Below are 18,304 nucleotides of genomic sequence, written 5' to 3'. Positions count from 1 at the left end.
GCGAAGCGGTTGCGGGGCCGCGCCGCCTTCGGGCGCGCCCCCGCGAAAGGGAGGGAGAGGGCGTCAGTCGCGCGGGGCCTGCTCGCGGCGCTTCAGCGAGCGGCGGCGCGTCAGGCCCATGAGGCCCGCGAGCGCGAAGGGCCAGAGGCCGGCGGCCGAGGTGGACTGGCAGCCGCAGCCGCTGTCCGACTCCGGGTTGGGCTGCGGCTCGGGGTGCCCGGGCCCGCGTCCGGCGGGGTGGTGCCTGCGTCGGGCTCGGTGCCCGCATCGGGCTCGGGCTCGGTGCCCGCGTCGGGCTCGGTGCCCGCATCAGGCTCGGTGCCCGCGTCAGGCTCGGTGCCCGCGTCGGGCTCGGGGTCGGTGCCCGCGTCCGGGGCGTCCGGCGTCCAGAGCGAGGACTGGGCGATGTAGACGGCGGTGCCCCATTCCACCTGGTCCGTCTCCGGCGGGGCCAGACCCACGCCGAAGCTGATGTCGCTGTGGCGGTTGATGCTCGGCATGCCGGAGAACACCGGGTTGGAGGGGGTCTCCTGGTCCACCCGGGCGTCACCCTTGTCCGAGGGGAGGATGTCGTGCTCGGTGACCACGCGCTTCAAGTTCTCGCCGTCACTCACCCACACCGCGCGGAACCCGTCCGACTTGCGCGTGGCCCGGAAGACCACGTGTCCCCGGTCGTTGATGTCGGGCGGGAATACCTCCACCGTCCCGATGGCTTCGCCGGGCTCGCCCGGCACGTCCATTCCGTTCTTCGCGACCACCTTCAGCTCGTTGCCATCCCACAGGAGGATGGCGGTGCTCTGCCGCCCAGCCGCCTCCAGCAGCGTGACCTGGATGGCCACCTGGCCCTGGTTGTTGATGGCGGGCTGCACGGCGGCGAAGCGGAAGATGTTGGAGTCCGGGTTGTGCCCGCGCGTGTCCGCGATGACCTGCGACGTCCCATCCGGGTTGAAGATGCGCAGCTCCTGGTACCAGGCGCTGGAGTTGGGCGCTTGCAGGTCCACCGCCGCGGCGATCTGCCCCTGGTCGTTCACGCCCGGGGAGTAGAGGAACGTGTAGGGGTAGCCCGGGTCGACGTTCTTCTCCGCCGCGAGAACCTTCGCGTCGAAGCCACCCGTCGTATTGGGCGTGTACAGCACGTAGGCGTAGCCCGTGCTCAGCGTGACGCGGGCGGCCATCTGCCCCGCCTCGTTCATGACCAGGCTGGACCAACCGGAGGCGCCCAGCGGCGAGCGGACAATCTGCGGCGGCGCGTCTGGTTCGTCCGCGTTCAGCACGTAGATGCCGTTCTTCGACGCGTCATTCGTTCCGGTGACGGCGAAGACCAACTGCCGGTGTGAGTTGAGGCTGACCTCGCCAAGGCGTGTATCCGGCCCCAAGCCGTCAGGGAGCAGGTAGATGCGGCCGCCTTCGCCGTTCTGGCCGTACCAGACGCCCGAACGTCCCTCCCGCGTGATGGCGAGCTGGAAGGCCAGCTGCCGGTCCGCGGTGATGGGAATGAAATAGCTGCCGGCGGAGGTGAGGCTGCCCAGTTCGACGTTGTACGAGCCCTCCTCGATGTTGACGGCCAGGTTGGTGCGCGCTTGCAACTGGAACGTGTAGTCCGGTAGCTCGGCCGAGGCTGCTCCCGCCAGCAGGAACGCACCCAGCATCACGCCACGCTTCCGGTCGTGAGTGGGAGCGACGGTCCGACGACTGCTCTTCAGCGATGCACCACGAGTCATGCGTGCCACCTTTCCAAGGCAGGTAGCCCACCACCATGGAGGGCTGTACTGCCGGTTTCCCGCGCAGGACCCCGTCCCCCCATGGGACCGTCGCTCTGGGCGCGCCGCGCCCGTCACGAGGACCGCATTCGTCACGGCCTGTTCGCAAAGTTGCTACACACGATTAGCAGGAGCGTCGTTGATTACAAATTGATTCACTCGCAGCGTGCGACGCGGCAGCGGGCCAGAGGTGTCTGACTCGTGCTGGAACGGGGCATTTCAACGAGAATCCGGGCTGATACGCGCCAGGGCGCGGTGAGAAACCGGGACGGCTGCTCCGACGGATGGCCCGCACTGTTTGTGTGGCGAATGCGCGTTACAAATGTATCGCCAGTTGCACATCTGGCTGTTTCGAGGTGTCTGGCGCCTGCGCGACGTGTCCCGTCTCCGCCGCATCAGGTCGGCGCGCTGCGTCGTGTATTCATGGTTCAGTCGTGGTTTTTGATTGAATCGTGGAAGCGTGGATATGGCGGCTAGCTCTAAATATCCGCTATGTCTCGAAATGACATTTGTTGGAGGACGAGAACGTAGCCGTTCTCCTGCGGGGGCGGCTCCTGGGCACGGCGGGCGCACGCACCCCCCCAGGAGTACACCGCCTTCATGGGGCCGCATGCTGGTGCTGGGAATCACGCTGCCGGATGCTCCCGAACGCCTCATCGCCCGTGCCTCATGTCCGCGGCCCGTATCGACATGCGGAGGCGTCATGGTGGACGTGAGCGGGCCGGATTCGTTGGTGGGCCGGCTCTCCCGCCTGGAGCTCGCGGCGTACGTGAGGCATCCGGCCAATGCGGTCGCGGTGCTCCGCGCCGTGGCGTGGTTGCTCGCGACCTCGCCAGAACGACGGGCCCGGGGTTCGAGCACGTAGCAGCGCTCGGGCCGGCGAGTGCTCCAAGGGGCGTCCGGCCCGGCGCACAACCCGCGTGTCATCCTCCAACGGCCTTTTTCAATCCCGTTGCAACAGTCCATCCCCTTGAGCTGGGTATGGCTTCCGACTTGTGACGGGATTTCGCTAGTCTATTGCCCAGGCCGGCATCCCTGCTTTTCGAACCTCCATCTCGCCCGTTGACGGCCAAAGCGCTGCTTCACCTCCATCACGTGAAATGGCGTTCACCAGGTCCCGGCGCGTCCGGGCAGAGAAACTCAGACAGCGTCTGAGTGGAATCGGAGAAACGATATGTCGTTCCCCGTTGTCAAGGCAGCGAACGTGAAGGGAATGGGGTGGAGCGCGGTGCTGCTGGCCGGTCTGGTTGGCTGTGGACAGGAGGCGCGGAAGCCGGCGCCCGAACAGGAAGCCATCGAGGCCGTGAAGGCGCAGGCGCAGCAGCTCCAACCTCCCGCGGGCTGCACCGAAATCACGATGGGGGAGCTGGCCAACGGTATCGGGCTGACGCCGACGATGTACTCACCGCAGCCGACGTACCGCGGCAACTTCGACAACTTTGGCGACCCGGCGTTCCCGGACCCGGCGCGCATCCGCCTGGACGTGAACACGGCGCCCGGCGTGTATGACCTGTCCGTAGGGGGAGGCAACACCTTCACCTGTGATCGCTGCGTCTTCGGCTATCAGGATGAGGGCTCGCCCGCTGAGAAGTTCTTCGTCGCCGACGCGGGCACGCTCCTGCTCGCGGTGAAGGTGTCGCCGCAGCAGACCCTGGGCGCGCTGACGAACGTGACGCTGCGTGAGTCGGTGGATGCCCCGCCCCTCAACGCGCCGTACTGGGGCAGCGCGGTGGTTCCGGGCGGCGAGTGCCGGTGGATTCGCTTCGCGACGTGGAACACGGTGCGCCAGGACGGGTGCGACCCTCGCCAGGGCTCGCTGACGGCGAACCTGCCGGACACCACCTGCGTCCCGGATGACTACGTCGCCTCCGACGGCACGCTGGAGCGCGCGCTGGGGACCAAGGTCCAGGGAGAGGCCTGCACGAAGACCGCGGCGGCGAGCGAGTCCGAACTGGCCTCGACGGATTGCGAGCAGGGCTTCGCCTGCACCGACCTGCTGTCGGAGAACGCCCAGTGCCTCAAGACGTGTGACTTCATGGCACCCAACCCCGGCTGCCCCTCTGGCACCATGTGCGGCGTGTACGGCCTGTGCACCGAGCAGTCCGTCCTCGAGCAGAACGGCTTCACGTTCGACCCCGCGCTGATTGGTGAGATCTGCAGCCTGGGCTTCGCGCATTACTGTGGCACCGAGGGCGCGCGGGGTGTGTGTGCCGACCTGGACCGCGACGGCAAGGGCGAGTGCTACCCCTACCACCGCGCCCGCTCCGAGTGTGGCCCGGGCGATGAGCTGGGTTACATGAACTACGCGCTCTCCGGTGGCGGCTTCGACCGCGGCCACGGCTTCTGCTACCACGACGGCCTCTAGCCCTCTCCGCCATTGCCCGGTCCCCCACGTGAGCCGGGCAGTGGTGCCTTCCGGGGCGGTACCATGAGGGGGAACCTGGCCACGCTGTCACAGGAGGCAGGCGAGCTGGGACGCGGCCTGACTTCCGCGGAGTCATGGCGCCGCGAATGACCCGTGTGCCAACTCGTTGGCCTTGTGCCATTGCATTGGCAAAAGGAGGACAGCCTGGCGGGCACGTGGCAATGGGGGCACCACTCACAAGGAGCTAGGCTGAACCATGGCCACTGGTTTCACGACCGAGCGTGTACTCTCGGTGCAACACTGGTCTGACCGTCTCTTCTCCATCGTCTGCACGCGCGACAGCGGCTTCCGATTCCAGAACGGTCAGTTCGTGATGATGGGCCTCGAGGTCGAAGGTCGCCCGCTCATGCGCGCGTACTCGATGGCGAGCGCGAACTACGACGACACGCTCGAGTTCTACTCCATCAAGCTCCAGGACGGCCCGCTCACCTCGCGGCTGCAGAAGGTCGCTCCGGGCGATCAAGTGCTCGTGGGCACGAAGGCGGTGGGCACGCTCACCGTCGCGAACCTCAGGCCGGGCCGTCACCTGTGGATGCTCGCAACCGGCACGGGCCTCGCGCCGTTCCTGAGCATGGTGAAAGACCCCGAGACCTGGGAGCGCTTCGAGCGCGTCACCGTGGTGCACGGCTGTCGCCATGTGAATGACCTCTCGTACTCGAAGTTCTTCGAAGAGGTGCTGCCGAACGACCCGTACCTGGGTGAACTCGTGCGCGAGAAGCTGACGTACTTTCCGACAGTCACGCGCGAGCCGTTCCGCAACCAGGGCCGTATCACCGACCTGCTTCGCGCGAAGCCGCTCTCACCCGAGCACGACCGCGTCGTCATCTGCGGCAGCCACGAGATGATCAAGGAGACCGCGACCATTCTCGAAGGCTTCGGCTTTCAGGAAGGCGACTCACACGAGCGGGGCGACTTCCTCATCGAGAAGGCCTTCGCCAGTCGTTGAGCCCCCGCCCCGCCTCGTCGAATGACGAGGCGGGGCGCCACCTCGCGCCGGAGGGGCTCCGGCGGCGGACTCGCGGTTCCACCGCCGGGCACCGGCTTCCCTCACGGTGTCACGGCAGGGAGACCTGGACGGGACCGTGGCCGGACGGCGTGTTCCCATCTCCGAGCTGGCCGAAAATATTGGAGCCAAAGGCCCACACCGCCTGGTCGTTACGCAGGACGAGTGAATGGCCACCGCCCGCGAAGACGGACGTGACGCCGGTCAGCCCGGAGACCTGCACGGCGGTATGGCGGTCGGTATTCGTCCCGTCGCCGAGCTGGCGATCTTCGTTTTTGCCCCAGGCCCGGACGGTGTTGTCGCGCAGCAGGGCCAGCGAATGGTAGCCACCCGCGGCCACGGCGATGGCACCTGTGACTCCGGGCACCTGCGCGGGGCTCTCTCGCTGGGTGGTCGTCCCATCACCGAGCTCACCTTTCAGGTTCCACCCCCAGGCCCAGACGGTGCCGTCGTTGCGCAAGGCCATCGAATGGTACATGCCCGCGGCCACGGCGATGACGCCGGTCAGCCCGGGCACCTGCACGGGGAGGGGGCGGCTGACGGTCGTTCCGTCGCCGAGCTCGCCATGGAAGTTGAGTCCCCAGGCCCAGACGGTGCCGTCGGCGCCCAGGGCCAGAGAATGGCCGGTGCCCGCGGCGAGCGCGGTGATGTTGCTCAAGCCAGACACCCGCACCGGGGTCAGGCGATCGGTGGTCGTCCCGTCGCCGAGCTCGCCGTTCCCGTTGAGTCCCCAGGCCCAGACGGTGCCGTCGGCGCCCAGGGCCAGCGAGAAGCTGGAGCCCGCGGCAACGGAGATGGCGTCGGTCAACCCGGATACCTGCACAGGGGCGTACTGGGAGGTGGTCGTCCCATCACCGAGCGCGCCGCCGTTGAGCCCCCAGGCCCAGACGGTGCCGTCGGCGCGTGAGGCCAGCGAGTGGGCGTGGCCCCCTGCCACGGCCGTGGCGTCGGTCAACCCCGGCACCTGCAGGGGGGCGTGGCGCGTGGCGTTCGTCCCATCGCCGAGCTCGCCGAAGGAGTTGTTCCCCCAGCTCCATAGGGTGCCATTGCCACGAATGGCCAGCGAGTGTGAGACACCACCCGAAACCACGGGGCCCGGGCATCGCGGGGCGGACACCGTGAAGGACTTGGAGGTGGAGAGCCGGGCGTTGTTCGTGACGGTCAGGGTGATGGTGACCTCGGAGCTCCAGAGCACGCAGTGCGGAGCTGTCCATGTCACATCACTCGTCGCGGCGGAGGTCACAGGACTCCCCAGGGTGCCCGAGCTGGCGTCCCAGGTGAACTGAAGCGGGCACGCCAGGTCATCCCTTCCGGTGACGTGGAAGGTGACCGTCTGCCCGGCCGATACCTGGTGGGCGGACTGCGAGCTTTCGATGAGGGTGGGGGCGGTGGGCAGGGGCCCTCCGCCGTCAGGACTGCCCGCGTCGGGGTTGCAAGCATCGGGATGCCCCGCGTCCGGATTGCCGGCATCGGGGTCGCCCGCGTCGGGGATGCCCGCGTCGGGAATGCCCGCGTCGGGAATGCCGGCGTCGGGATTGCCGGCGTCGGGATTGCCGGCGTCGGGGTCGCCCGCGTCGGGCGTCCCGGAGTCCTGCTGGCCGCAGCCGACGGACGGGTTCGGACAGTCGTCCGTCTTGTCGGGCTCGGAGGCGCCACAGCCGGAGCCAAGGGCCAGCAGCACGGACACCAGCAGGGCGTTGACGGGGAGGAAAGGACGCGGAGAGGCCCCCCGGGTCGGGAGGATGGAGCCAGGGCTTCGGTGCATGTCAGTCTCAAAAGCTTGGGTCTGGGAATACCAACGCACACAACCTACTCGCGAGGCCAGCCTCATGGCGCGGTCGGGTCCCGATAAGTGAGTCCCCCGCGCACGAAGAGGTGCAAGCCGACCAGCCGATGGTGGGGCGAGTGGACGCGCGCAATGGCAGCTACCTGCGCACGTTGGTGACGACAGCGGGGGCTGTGGACGTGGCGTTTCCCCGCACGAGGCACAGTGGCAGCTCGGGGGGAGTGCTGGGCCGCTACACGCGTCGTCCGACGGGAGTATCCGTCCGGCCGGCGACGTGCTGAGAGGCATTGAGTGGGGAGTCGGTGCCGTGGACCCTGGCGTGTATGTCGAAGCCGGTGGAGAAGCAGGAGTGGTTCCGTGTCGCTGAAGCCTTCGAGGTGAGCGGGCTGACACAGAAGGAGTTCTCCCAGCAGTGAGGCGTGCGGCTGAGCACGTTGCAGTCGTGGGTGTACCGGCGTCGGCGCCAGCAAGGGGAGAATGGCAAGGCGGTTCGCCTGCTGCCGGTGGAGGTGGCGACGACGCCAGCGGCGACGGAGTCGATGTTGGAGGTGGTAACGACGAGCGGAGCGCGGGTTCGCTTCGCGGTCGGCACCGACGTGGAGTACGTGGCCCGGCTCGTCGGCGCGCTGGGGCGGTGAGGCAGTGTTCGCGCGATGCTGCTGGACGGCATCGACGTGGCCCAGGTGAGGCGCCAGCGCTACCCCACGAGTGGAATAGGCGACGCGCCGCCGACTCAGCCGAGTCGCCCCTCCAGCCCAGTCCCTGAGCACCTCGCTCCTCGCGGCGCTCGCCGAACACGGTCCTCGTCCGCCATCAATCCTCCCGGCACGACGTCCACCGGACGGTTACGGAGAAAGAGACCCGTCGGGCCCGTTTCCGCGACCAGACACGAGGGCCCTCACTGACGAGGTGGCCCGCGTGCCCGGGGTCCGGTGCGGTTCGCTACGGCGCGCAGTAGATGGCGCGCTCGAACTTGCCCGTCACTTCGACGAGGGAGTCAGCGCGAACCACGTACTCACTGGCCCCCACACGCGTGTCGGCGTTGCACCAATCATACGTGTAGCCCAACCCGGTCCAGGGGTAGTGCGTGCTCTGCCAGAACCCATAGCTGGAGGCGTAGTAGGCGTTGATCCAATTTTTGTGCTCGGAGGTGGCGGAGGCTGGGAACTGAAGACCGCACGAGGCGTCGTCAATCTCCGCGTCCGGGCAGGGCCGGAACAGGTTCTCGGGCCGGACCCACAGCTCGACGACGTAGCGAGCGTTGTCGTTCTCCGTGGCCGGGGGCAATCCCAGGTACTGGTTGAGGCGACCCACGAGCTTCTCTTCGGGTACCGTCTTGCAGAACGTCTGGAGTTGAGGCGCGGGTGTGACCCAGACCTCACGGGAGAGCGTGTTCTCGCCTAGCGTGTAGCCAGCGAACGTGGTCCAGATGGCCATGCGCACGGCCGTCCGGGACTCGTTCCAGATGAGCCGCGGATTCGACGGGCTGATGGCCCACAGCTCCGTGGAGATGTCCGCCACCGTGGGTTCGGCCGCGTTGCGGACGGCCTCCGCATAGGTCTGTGAATCGCAGGCGAGTTCCTCGGGAGGACCCGGAAGCGGGTCCTGCGTATCTTCACCGCAGCCAGTGAGGGCCAGGAGCGCGGTGGTTGCAGTGAACGTTCGTAGGGGGCGCGACAAGGCGCTGAACATCGTGACATCTCCGTGAAAGAATGGATTCGCGGCGAGTGTAGACGAATCGTGAAGGATCGAGAGCCTTGTCTCTCCGTGAATCGCACAGCGCCTAGCCCGGCTCCCAGGTAGGCTCGCTCTCAAGGAGAACCGGATGTCGAAGCCGCACGAGCCCCATCCCATGAATGTGCCTGGCGACTTCTATGTCGTGGACCAGTGCTGCACCGCATGCGGTGTTCCCACACACATTGCGCCAGAGACGTTCGCGACCGAACGACTTGGCGGCGACTGCTACGTCCAGAGACAGCCCACGACTCCCGAAGAGGTCGACGGCGCGCTCATGGTCGTTCGCTGCCAGGAGTTCGGATGCGTTCGGTACCGGGGGACCCATCCCCTCATCCTGCGCCGGCTCACTGAAGCGGGGGAACGCGACCAGTGCGATGCGCCTCTGCCCGCAGGGATCCGCCCTGTCTTGCGGGACCACGTCTCTGTCGAAGCACAGCGTCTCGATACTCGCGCTTGGGAGTCAGCGGCTGTGCTTGAGCGCTTCCGTCTTTGGCTGACGGGCCAACAACCCAACTATCGAACCACTCACATCAAGAGGAGCGCCTCCAGCGCCTCCTTTTCGTTCTCCTGGACCGAGAATGGGTTCCACGAAGTGACGGTCAACCCCATCGGCGACGTACCAGGCCGGTGGCTCCTCCAACATGCAGGAAGTATCACGGTGTCCGAGATCATCGAGGAGTGGCTGAAGGGCGCAGGTGAACTGGGCGCGGTGCAGTGGTACTCGCAGGAGGAGTGGGAACCTGGCCTTCCGGGCCAGGCCCGCCCCTGGTAAGGCGAGGCACAGCCCGCGGGCGCCAACTCCCCGTCGCACGTCACTGTGGACGCTTGGGCTCAACACCACGCAGCAGTCCCGCCCAATCCAATCGCGGCGTGCGCTCCCTCGTCGACTCCAGCGTCGCCGCCTGTGCCGGGCTCTCCTCCTCCAGCCCCGGCTCCGCCCCCGCTTGAGGGAGCCTGGCGTTCGGCGGATGAGGCCCGCTTCTACGAGAAGCAGACGAAGCTCGCGTGGAACATCATCGAGACGGCCTTCTCCAACCAGGTCATCACCCCGGGCGTCACCACCACCCGTGACGTGGAGTGGTGGATGCGGCAGTGCCTGGCGGACCTGGGCCTGGAGACGTGGTTCCAATCGTCGGTGGACGTGCAGCGGCATGGCGCCGACGACAAGGGGCTGGGCGAGAACCCGGTCATCCAGCGCGGCGACGTGCTGCACTGCGACTACAGCGTCACTGCGCTGGGGCTCAACACCGACACCTAGCACATGGGCTATGTGCTGCGCGAGGGTGAGACGGACGTGCCCGAAGGGCTGAAGGCCGCACTGAAGGCGTCCAACCGGTTGCAAGACATCGTGTTCGAGGAGCTGCGTCCGGGGCGCTCGGGCAATGACATCCTGCGCGTCTCGCGGGAGCGGATGCGCGCAGAGGGCATCAACGGCACCGTGTACTCGCACCCCATTGGTCTGCACAGCCACGGCGCCGGCCCCATGGTGGGCCTGTGGGACCGGCAGGAGGGTGTGCCCGGCAATGGCGACCACCAGTTCATCGCGAACCAGTGGTACTCCATCGAGCTCCAGGCCACGTCCGCAGTGCCGGAGTGGAACGGCCAGTTGCTGCGCTCCGCGCAGGAAGAGGACGTCACCATCGACGCCGAGGGCCGCGTGCACTGGGCATGGAAGTGTCGGACGGACTTCCACCTGGTTCGCTGAGCACGGGGCCCGTAAGGCGTGGCGAGCGGCACCGTGAAGGCGCCGCTCGCGGCCCCTCACTGTGGGCGCAGCACGGCGTCGCCCGACAAAGCCCAGGGCGTTCCGTCTTCGTCGAGATGGAACCCATGCAAGAACTCCCACCCAATGACTTGCTTGGGCTCCCAGCCCGTGGGCCGGCGCCTGCTGAAGTAGGCCTGGGTGTAGTAGCCGTATGGGCCGTGCTCGTTCCAGACAAGCCAGGGATCGAGGTCGTTGCCGACCACGAGCCGGAGCGACGCATACCTGCCGATGCTGTGCCCGAGGTTGATGTCTTCGGGCGGGACCCAGTTGGGTTGCGCTGAGTCCAGTGCCGCGGATGAGAAGCGGAGGGCCTCGGCGCTGTAGATGTTGCCGTGCTCGGAGTACCAGATGGCGCCGTTCTCCATCCATGCAATGAGGGCGTGGTGGTCTGGCTGAATCGCAAGGGTGATGCTGTCCACGGAGGTGTTCGTCCTGACGGGAATGGGCACACCTGTGGGACCCTGGATTCCGTTCTCGAACGTCCTGACGTGGATGTAGCTGTGGGGAGGGTCGAAGTTGTGGGTCGCCTCCTCCCAGGCTACGACCACGCGCGTGTCATCCGCGGCGAGGGCCACTCGCATCGCGGGAGTCTGCGGCGCTGGATTCGCGTCGAGGGGCGCACCGAGTGGCTTCCACTCCGTCCCCGTCCAGCGGATGATGCGAACCTCGGTTTCGAGACCGCCGAGCTCCCGTCGTACGGCGACGACAGGTCTTCCCTGCGGCGCCAACGTCATCGTGACGAATTGGTACTCGGATGGGCCGATGTGGAGGACCGGAAGGCGTTCCCAGGCCGTCCCGGTGTAGCGCGCAAACTGGAGCAACGTCGCCCCGGTTGCGGCATTCCGCTCTCGCCATTGGAAGACAAGCACGCCGTCCCGGGCCTCCAATTGATACGCAAGGATGTTCGCGGAGCGCTCATGCTCCGCTCGAAATGGGGGGAGCCGTTGCCATGCATGTCCATCCCACCGGGCGATGTGGGGTTCTTGTTCAAGATGCAGGTCGAAATCGTTGAAGGCGATGACTGGCACTGGGCCAGTCGCGTCACGGGCAAGTGCGAATGACATGACGAATGGACCGCCGTACTGCGGGAACAAGGGCTCCGCGACGCGGCGAAAAGGCAGGTAGTGGGCGGAGTACATCAGTTCGCTGTCCGTCAGCCTCGGGTCGAGCAGGTTGCCGGCCAGGTCGGTCAGGTTCCGCTGGAGCAGCGTCGCGCCCAGTCTGACAGGTACCTGGAGTGGCGACGCTGGCACCAATTCGAGGACGGTTCCGCCTTCACGGAGAACCGCTCGATGCGCGAGCGGGACCGGGCTGTTGTTCCAGTTTTGCAGCTCGGTCGGCGCGGACGAGAGGGATTCCGGTAGCAGTAGCTCCGAGAAGACGAACGCAATCGGTGACGCCACGGACGGATAGCTGTGGCCAGGTCTCACGGAGACGATGGTGGGCGGCGTGCGGTCCACCGTGACGGCCACCGCTTCGGCGTCGACGTACTTACCGTCAACCCAAACACGAGCCTTGAACGCGAAGCGTCCCTCGGCATGCGTGGCGCAGTCGACGACGTGCTGGTACGGAGCCTCCAGCCGCGTGGGGACCTCGTCGTTCGTGATGAGTTGGACTCGCTCCGGAGTGCCGCCTTCGACGGAGACCGAGAGCGTCCACGTCCCCTCCCGGCAGTACGCCGGGCCTTCCGTCCGCGCAGTGACGCGCACCGCGGGTGGCTGCTCGTCGGGGTGATGTGGGGGCATCGGCTCGGACCGGGAGTTGTCACAAGCGGTGGTTCCCAGTGTCGCGCAGAGCAGTGGGAGGGCCCAGCGGGCGTGGGGATGTCTGGGGTTCATGAGAGACCTTTGGGAGGACACGCCAAACCGTTGCGGCGGGACTCGGCGCGTGCAGCTTGGTCCGAGTCCGTGCCCGGCGACAATGCCGGGCCCGGTGGGTGTCCCGGCGCGCAGAGACCCGCCGGAGGCGCCGTCCCTGACCAGGTCGCCGCGCGCCTCCGGACAGACACCCCGTGATGGCGCGTGTCCATCGTGACCCGGTGGACGAACACCCTCCGCCGGGCCTGCCGCCAGCGGGCGGACGCGGAGGCGGACCGGTGCCACCGCGCCCCGGGCCTGCCTGTCTTGCATTCGGGCGGCCGGGGGCTGACAGGCCGCACTCATGCGCACGGATACTGGGCACCAGCGTTTCCAGGAGCACAGGACCGGCGATGAATCCCGTGTATGCTCCGACGTTTCCACCACTGTGAGCACAGGGAGGGCTGGCACATGAAGCTAGGCATCAGGGTATTCGGGGGCGTGGCCGTGGGACTGCTGATGATGGCGTGCGGAAGCGTTACCCCCGAGGTCAAGCCCGAGCCGACGTCGGCGCCGGTGTCTGCGCAGCCGCCTGAGCAGGCTCTGGCACAGCCGCTGGCGTCTGAACAGCCATCGGAGCAGGTGTCGGCACAGCCATCGGAGCAGGCTCCGGCACAGCCGCCGGCGAAGCCATGCCCCTACGTCGAGGCTCGGGGGACGTACAGCACACGGGAGGAGGCCTGTGCGATGTCGCGTCAGCAGGCGCCGCGGTTCTGTGCGGAGCGTGGCGGCGTGAAGTCCATTGGCGATGACTGCATGGCGACGGACGGGCCGCCCTATCAGGGCGCCTACCGTGTCTGCTGCAACGATTGAGCCTCAGCGCCGGGTGGCCGTGACCCAGACGCCGGGCCTGGGCCGCAGGGTGATGGCGTAGCCTGGATGTCCTGGCGGGCAGAGTTGCTCAGGAGGACGTTCGACTTCGAGGTGTTCGCCTGCGTGAGGTGTGGAGGCATGTTTAGGGGGCTTGGCGCACGTGAAGCGGGCCCCCGGGGGGCGGGCAATTCTGGAGCGCCTTCAACAGGGGCTCCATCCCTCTTATGCGTTCGAGCACGTCATTGATGATGTCCTTGGGAACGTCATGCAACTCCAGGAGTGGCTTGAGCTTGTCGCTGAAATACTTTTCGAACAGGCCGGCCTGCGTCGACGCGAGCTCCCACAGGCGGCTGATGCGAATGAAGCGCCCCTTGTTCTCCGCGTCCTGAAAACTCGCGATCGGATGCTTGTAGTTGGCGGGTCTTTTCACTGTCGACCGGCCTTGGTGGGGCTCTGGACAGCCCAGGACAGTACGTCGCGGAAGTCAACGTTCGCGACGCCGCCCGCAACCTGGACACGCTCGCGGAACGACCACACGTCGAGGCAAAGGTGGCCCATCGACCAGTGGAGTCTCGCGTAGCGCCCTCGAGGCCGCTCCGCATCAAGGACTGTCGACCACTCGTGGTCGAGCAGTCGAAAGCCTCAGCTATCACCGCCGAACGCGAGCAAGTGGCTCTGTAGGCGCTGATGATCATCGAGGACCATGCGGAATTCCGCCGGCGGGTTGCTCTTGCTGACCTGCTCGTCGTCGAACGCGCCTGTGCGGTCTGCGACACGCCAGAATTGGCCGCAGCGGAATCCTTGCGAGGTCCTCACTGAGCACCTTCCAGAAGAGCAGGGGGGCCGAACGGCCATCCGCGAAGCAACGAGTCAACGAGCAGCGTGACCTGGTTTGGTGTCCAGACGTACGGGCGCTGAAGGTCAGGCACCAGCAGCGTCGCGCCTTGGTCGGAACTCGCGGCCTTCAGGAGCTCGTGCAGTGGCTCGGACCCTTCATCATCGATCTTTATGGGCCCCCCAAGCGGAGAGCTTCCATCGTACGTGTGTCCGAGCAGACGCAGGAGATGACCCAGGAGTGACCCAGGCTGGCTCTTAGGCCCGCGCGGCACGACGAATGGACGGCTGACGCGTCATCCCGTCTCTGCGAGAGCTCGCTGACGTGTCAACGGCGCGCCGTGAGTCGAATGCGCTAGGGATTCCTTTAGTTGAGGCATGGCATGTGGCTTGCTGTTGGCATGTGTCGCATGAGCAAGGAGGGCGCATTGCGCTTCGTAAGTGGAGTGATTGTCGCGGTCAGCCTGTTGGGATGTGGTGGTCCGGAGCTGGAGAGGCAGGACGTCGAAGCGACGGGCCGCATGGACCAGGCGATTGTGGGAGGGGTCGAGGCACGTCCTGGGAGTCATCCGTGGATTGTCAGCCTGCAGCAATACAACAAACACTTCTGCGGTGGTTCTCTCATTAGGGTTGGCAACAAGGAGGAGAGCGATATCGTGGTCACGGCTGCCCATTGCGTCTACGACGGAACATCCGGATTGACTGTCGTCGCTGGGGCTCATGATTTCAATCGCCCGTCGTCCTCGCAGCAGGTTGTCGCCGCGAGAAGGACTGTCTACCATCCAGAGTACGACCCGGATACGACGGAGAACGATGTTGCGGTTGTCGTGCTCGACAAGCCCATCAAGTTCACCTCCACGGTACAGCCTGTGTGTCTCCCGGAGGATTCGTTCTCGGTGAGCGGTGCTCCGTGCGGCAAGGGCAGTGTTGTCATGCGTCCCAACCTGGTCGCGAAGTCCTCGTTGGCTGAAACGTCGCTCAACCCTGTGGGGCTCTCGTCGGTGGGTGCGGATGTCCCGGATGGTACGATGATGGTGACCGCAGGATGGGGTCTTACCAGGGAGGGGGGGTACGATACATCCTCCATCTTGATGCAGGTGTGGGTTCCCACCGTGAACTCTGAGACCCTGACGACTGCGTACAAGAAAGAAGGCATCACCATCGATCCCGATGTGATGCTCGGGGCTGGGTACATGTCAGGGGGGAAGGATAGCTGCCAGGGGGACAGCGGAGGGCCGTTGGTCGCTCAGGTCGGTGGCCGATACGTGCTCTACGGAATTACGAGCTTCGGCGTGGGCTGCGCGAGGCCGGGCTTGCCTGGTGTCTATGCCCGGGTCTCTGGGTTCCGTTCCTGGATCAATAAGCAGGTCGAAGACAACAGCCGCTCGCGGTACTGATGATGCGCTGTGGTTGGGTGGTTTCAGGGGGAGACTTGTGTCCCGCGACCGCTCCCATTGTCAGGTGGCGGCGCTCGGCGGGACGTGGGCCCCCACCCAGGCCACGATGTCTCCAATGACCTTCTCCGCGTCGGGTTCGTGCGCGAGGTCGTGGCGCTGGCCCTCGTAGATGATGAGGCGCTTGTCGGCGATCGTGGCCTGCGCCACCAGGGCGCGGCTGCCTTCGATGGAGGTGATGACGTCCTCGCCCCCGTGCACCACCAGCAGGGGGAGTCTCAGGTCCTGGAGCCTCCCCTCGAGCGCTTCGATGGCGGCGATGAGCGCCTTGGCGGAGCGCGCGGGCAGCTTCTCGTGGGTGATGAGTCGCGGGTCGAAGCCGGACACCCCGGCGGTAGCGCGATGGCCGCGCCGCTCAGGCTCAGCCCCGACACGTCGGGGGTATGCTGGAGCGCGTCGTGCGTGGCGATGAGCCCGCCCATGCGGTGGCCGAACACCACCACCGGCGCGTCCGGGTGTCGCACGCGAGCGTCCTGGACCACGCCATCCACGTCGTCCACCAACTGCTGCAGTGACTCCATGCGCTGGCGGTCACCGCCGGAGTGGCCGTGGCCCCGGTGGTCCTGGGCGACGACGGCGAACCCCTGGGGCTGGAGTGTTTCCGCGAGCCTGCCGTAGCGGTCGGAGTAGTCCCTCAGGCCGTGGATGACGACCACCACACCTCGCACGGACGGATGGGCGGGCTCCCACCGGACGCTGCTCAGGCACATGCCGTCGGAGGCGGTCCGCTCGAAGCCGGGGGACGCGGCGGGGCGTGTGCGCCACGCGGTCGCGGCCGCGCAGCTCTCTCAAGCAGGTGCGCAGAAGGCGAGCGCGGAGCTTGAGGCAGCGGCCAGGAAGGAGCGGCTGAAGGAGAGGACACCACGAGTGGCCTTTCGCAGAGTCGCTCCGGAGGACGTTCGACTTCGAGGTGTTCGCCTGCGTGAGGTGTGGAGGCAGGCTTAAGGGTCTTGGCATTCGTGAAGGGTGCACCCTCCCTCCCTCCTCAACAGGGCCCCCATCCCTCTTATGCGTCAGAAGAGCGCCGACTGGGTCAGACCTTGCTGCAAGGCGCTGGGAAAGGACTCCCTGGATGAGGCGACCAGGCACTCGGAGGGGCCGACTCCGGCTCAGGAGGTCAGGAGTGACGGAGGGCTCTGGCGCGTTGAGAGATGTGCCCCGCGCGAAGGCGCTGCCGGCGCCCGGCCAGGCTCCCTGTGTCCCATTCTCATGCACGATCCCCGATCCGCTCTCGTGAACTCCTCTCCAGACGCCATCTCCATTGCCGAGGGCCCGGCGGGACTGCCGCCTCCCCGCCCGCTGGCTCATGCCTCGGTCCTCTTCGCGGAGCCTCTGCCCGGCCTCGCGGAGGCTCCAGGCGCGTGGCTCTCGAGACTAGGCTTGGCAGAGCTGGGCTTCACCGTGGAGGTCGGCCAGGGAGTCCGGCTCACGAACGGCCGGCACACCGTGCGTGTCTTTAGGGGAAACGGCCCCCTGCCCCGTGAGGGCCTGGACCTGCGGCAGTTTCCGAACCTTCCTCGGGAGGGCTGCTACCTGACGCTCGCTTCCGGCATCTCCCCGCGTCATGCCGAGGAGCAGCCGATGCGAGGCGGAGCCAGGCCGGGCCCATGGGCAGAGGACGGTGTGATGCGCGTCTTCTCCCTGTTGGTCTCACGCCTTGCTCTCAATGGCACGGCGGTGGTCTTGCACCAGGCAGGCTCGCTCGTGAAGGACGCCAGGATCTTCGCTCGGCTGCTCCGGGAGTTGGCCCACCCCGACTACCGTCCGTTCCGCGCCTGGGTCGATCTCTCCCGCCGCCGGGGCAGCCGCTACCTTCAGCTGCGCGGCCTGGAGAGCTTCGGGCTGCCGGATCTCCAGCTCGCACCGGAGGTGTGGGACACGTGGGAGACGTCGCGTGGCCGGGAGGCCTTGTACTTCGCCGCCTATCGCATGGTTCGCGAGAACCGCCCGCTCTCCGCGGATGAGGTCCTGGAGGTGCCGCTGGGCGTGCAGCCCGGCTCCTGGCCCGAGCCATTCGGCGGAGACACCATGAGCTACCGGGTCCGCGCCGGCGAGCCTTCCAGCCTGATGCTCGAGCGCCTCTCGGATGCCGCGACTCCCTTCACCCGCTGGGCGCGGGCGTCGGCACCGGGCAAGCCGTTCTCCTCGACCGTGGGCGTCAATACGTACCAGGCCCTCTTCCGCCATGCCCTGGAGGGCGCCTTGCCGGGCGACACCATCGCCCACATTGCACCTCCGGCCTCGCAGGCGCTCCCCCCGCACGAGGTACTCGTGCGCACGCGCCTGGGCCAGAGCGGCTTCACGGTTGTCACCAATGGCTTCGGCTGGGTGCCGCAGGCGAGCGGAAAGCGGGATTCAAGTGCCACCCATGTGGAGCTGGCGGCGTGGATGGACTCGCACAGCCCGGAGCGCGCCCTGGCCCTGTCGGCGCTGGGGACGCTGATGCAATCGAACGAGGGCGGCCAGCCGGCCTGGGCGCCGGGCGACATCGCCGTCGTCTCCGACCCGCTCCTGGGGCTGCGCCACTTCGTCATCGCACAGGGGCCCGTCGTGCCCCTGCCTCCAGGCTCGCCCGTGAACCTGCTCTGGGTCATCCCCCTGCTCGCGGCCGAGTTCGAGATGGTGCGGCGGGCCGGTCCCCTGCACTGGGCCAACCAACTGCTGAAGGACCCGTCCCGCAGGACGGAGTTGGTGCAGCGCTGGAGCCTGGGCGCGAACTGACGCTCCCAGGGCCGCCAACTGCCCTTTGAGCGCGTCCACCTCCCCGCCGATACGGCTCACCTCGGCCTTGGTTTCCTCCGCCTCCTCGCGCCAGGTGCCGAAGCGAACCCGCGCTCCGCTCGTCGTTACCACCTCCAACATCGACTCCGT

Annotated in this window: 18 protein-coding genes and 2 pseudogenes; 11 read left to right on the top strand and 9 right to left on the bottom strand. The window is 67.0% G+C overall.

Annotation, left to right across the window (positions count from 1 at the left end):
• Positions 1-63 precede the first annotated feature (63 nt).
• Positions 64-147, bottom strand: a pseudogene (locus QEG98_RS29465) (hypothetical protein); the annotation flags it as partial.
• Entirely contained in the window at positions 111-1,649 is a 1,539-nt protein-coding gene (locus tag QEG98_RS29460; protein ID WP_410478085.1) for an MXAN_5453 family MXYO-CTERM-anchored protein, read from the bottom strand. The gene QEG98_RS29460 and the pseudogene QEG98_RS29465, both read right to left, overlap by 37 nt.
• 814 nt (positions 1,650-2,463) lie before the next feature.
• Here QEG98_RS29460 and QEG98_RS29455 point away from each other — a divergent pair.
• The 3 genes from QEG98_RS29455 (at position 2,464) to QEG98_RS29445 (ending at position 5,131) form a co-directional block, all read left to right on the top strand.
• Positions 2,464-2,625, top strand: a complete 162-nt coding sequence (locus QEG98_RS29455) for a hypothetical protein (RefSeq protein ID WP_316563678.1) — start codon at positions 2,464-2,466, stop codon at positions 2,623-2,625.
• Between the two features lie 309 nt (positions 2,626-2,934).
• Positions 2,935-4,125 carry a hypothetical protein gene (locus QEG98_RS29450; RefSeq protein WP_316563677.1) on the top strand — a complete coding sequence of 397 codons (1,191 nt, stop codon included), beginning with the start codon at positions 2,935-2,937 and terminating at the stop codon, positions 4,123-4,125.
• A gap of 256 nt (positions 4,126-4,381) precedes the next feature.
• Positions 4,382-5,131, top strand: coding sequence for a ferredoxin--NADP reductase (locus tag QEG98_RS29445; protein ID WP_090490061.1), 750 nt, complete (start codon positions 4,382-4,384; stop codon positions 5,129-5,131).
• Positions 5,132-5,240: 109 nt separating this feature from the next.
• Here the strand turns inward: QEG98_RS29445 and QEG98_RS29440 are convergent, their stop codons facing one another.
• Positions 5,241-6,953: an RCC1 repeat-containing protein gene (locus QEG98_RS29440; protein WP_316563676.1), complete on the bottom strand. Its 1,713-nt coding sequence runs from the start codon at positions 6,951-6,953 to the stop codon at positions 5,241-5,243.
• A 137-nt stretch (positions 6,954-7,090) separates the two neighbouring features.
• Between QEG98_RS29440 and QEG98_RS42290 the strand changes: the two are divergent.
• Both QEG98_RS42290 and QEG98_RS29435 read left to right on the top strand, forming a co-directional pair.
• Positions 7,091-7,219, top strand: a pseudogene (locus QEG98_RS42290) (transposase); the annotation flags it as partial.
• Positions 7,220-7,393: 174 nt separating this feature from the next.
• Entirely contained in the window at positions 7,394-7,612 is a 219-nt protein-coding gene (locus tag QEG98_RS29435; RefSeq protein WP_316563675.1) for a hypothetical protein, read from the top strand.
• 304 nt (positions 7,613-7,916) lie between these two features.
• Here QEG98_RS29435 and QEG98_RS29430 read toward each other — a convergent pair whose 3' ends face one another.
• Positions 7,917-8,654, bottom strand: coding sequence for a hypothetical protein (locus QEG98_RS29430; RefSeq protein ID WP_316563674.1), 738 nt, complete (start codon positions 8,652-8,654; stop codon positions 7,917-7,919).
• Positions 8,655-8,799: 145 nt separating this feature from the next.
• On the opposite strand from QEG98_RS29430, the gene QEG98_RS29425 reads away from it, so the two are divergent.
• From QEG98_RS29425 to QEG98_RS29415, 3 genes are all read left to right on the top strand, one after another.
• Complete coding sequence (locus tag QEG98_RS29425; RefSeq protein ID WP_316563673.1) at positions 8,800-9,483, top strand: ferredoxin; 684 nt, start codon at positions 8,800-8,802, stop codon at positions 9,481-9,483.
• Positions 9,484-9,615: 132 nt separating this feature from the next.
• Positions 9,616-9,969 (top strand): hypothetical protein, encoded by a 354-nt coding sequence (locus tag QEG98_RS29420; RefSeq protein WP_316563672.1) that lies wholly within the window; start codon positions 9,616-9,618, stop codon positions 9,967-9,969.
• A gap of 3 nt (positions 9,970-9,972) precedes the next feature.
• Positions 9,973-10,416: a M24 family metallopeptidase gene (locus QEG98_RS29415; protein ID WP_316563671.1), complete on the top strand. Its 444-nt coding sequence runs from the start codon at positions 9,973-9,975 to the stop codon at positions 10,414-10,416.
• A 56-nt stretch (positions 10,417-10,472) separates the two neighbouring features.
• On the opposite strand, the gene QEG98_RS29410 is transcribed toward QEG98_RS29415, so the two are convergent.
• Positions 10,473-11,948 (bottom strand): Ig-like domain-containing protein, encoded by a 1,476-nt coding sequence (locus QEG98_RS29410; protein WP_316563670.1) that lies wholly within the window; start codon positions 11,946-11,948, stop codon positions 10,473-10,475.
• 795 nt (positions 11,949-12,743) lie between these two features.
• On the opposite strand from QEG98_RS29410, the gene QEG98_RS29405 reads away from it, so the two are divergent.
• Positions 12,744-13,145, top strand: coding sequence for a hypothetical protein (locus QEG98_RS29405; protein ID WP_316563669.1), 402 nt, complete (start codon positions 12,744-12,746; stop codon positions 13,143-13,145).
• 142 nt (positions 13,146-13,287) lie between these two features.
• On the opposite strand, the gene QEG98_RS29400 is transcribed toward QEG98_RS29405, so the two are convergent.
• On the bottom strand, positions 13,288-13,575 hold the full coding sequence (locus QEG98_RS29400) for a hypothetical protein (RefSeq protein ID WP_316563668.1): 288 nt from the start codon (positions 13,573-13,575) through the stop codon (positions 13,288-13,290).
• Between the two features lie 382 nt (positions 13,576-13,957).
• Entirely contained in the window at positions 13,958-14,074 is a 117-nt protein-coding gene (locus tag QEG98_RS42285) for a DUF262 domain-containing protein (protein ID WP_410477861.1), read from the bottom strand.
• 276 nt (positions 14,075-14,350) lie between these two features.
• On the opposite strand from QEG98_RS42285, the gene QEG98_RS29395 reads away from it, so the two are divergent.
• Positions 14,351-15,376, top strand: coding sequence for a serine protease (locus QEG98_RS29395; RefSeq protein WP_316563667.1), 1,026 nt, complete (start codon positions 14,351-14,353; stop codon positions 15,374-15,376).
• Between the two features lie 60 nt (positions 15,377-15,436).
• Here QEG98_RS29395 and QEG98_RS29390 read toward each other — a convergent pair whose 3' ends face one another.
• On the bottom strand, positions 15,437-15,760 hold the full coding sequence (locus QEG98_RS29390) for a serine aminopeptidase domain-containing protein (RefSeq protein ID WP_316563666.1): 324 nt from the start codon (positions 15,758-15,760) through the stop codon (positions 15,437-15,439).
• The gene (locus QEG98_RS42280) at positions 15,652-16,143 is read right to left on the bottom strand and encodes an alpha/beta fold hydrolase (protein ID WP_410477860.1); all 492 of its coding nucleotides are present in this window, start codon (positions 16,141-16,143) and stop codon (positions 15,652-15,654) included. Before QEG98_RS42280 ends, QEG98_RS29390 begins: the two co-directional genes overlap by 109 nt.
• 670 nt (positions 16,144-16,813) lie before the next feature.
• On the opposite strand from QEG98_RS42280, the gene QEG98_RS29385 reads away from it, so the two are divergent.
• Positions 16,814-18,154, top strand: a complete 1,341-nt coding sequence (locus QEG98_RS29385) for a hypothetical protein (RefSeq protein WP_316563665.1) — start codon at positions 16,814-16,816, stop codon at positions 18,152-18,154.
• Positions 18,155-18,304 lie beyond the last annotated feature (150 nt).

Origin of the sequence: Myxococcus sp. MxC21-1, assembly GCF_032612255.1 — a bacterium.
Classification (GTDB): Bacteria; Myxococcota; Myxococcia; order Myxococcales; family Myxococcaceae; genus Myxococcus; species Myxococcus virescens.
The sequence above is the reverse complement of the archived record's forward strand: the minus strand, read 5'-3'. Positions and strand labels throughout refer to the sequence as shown.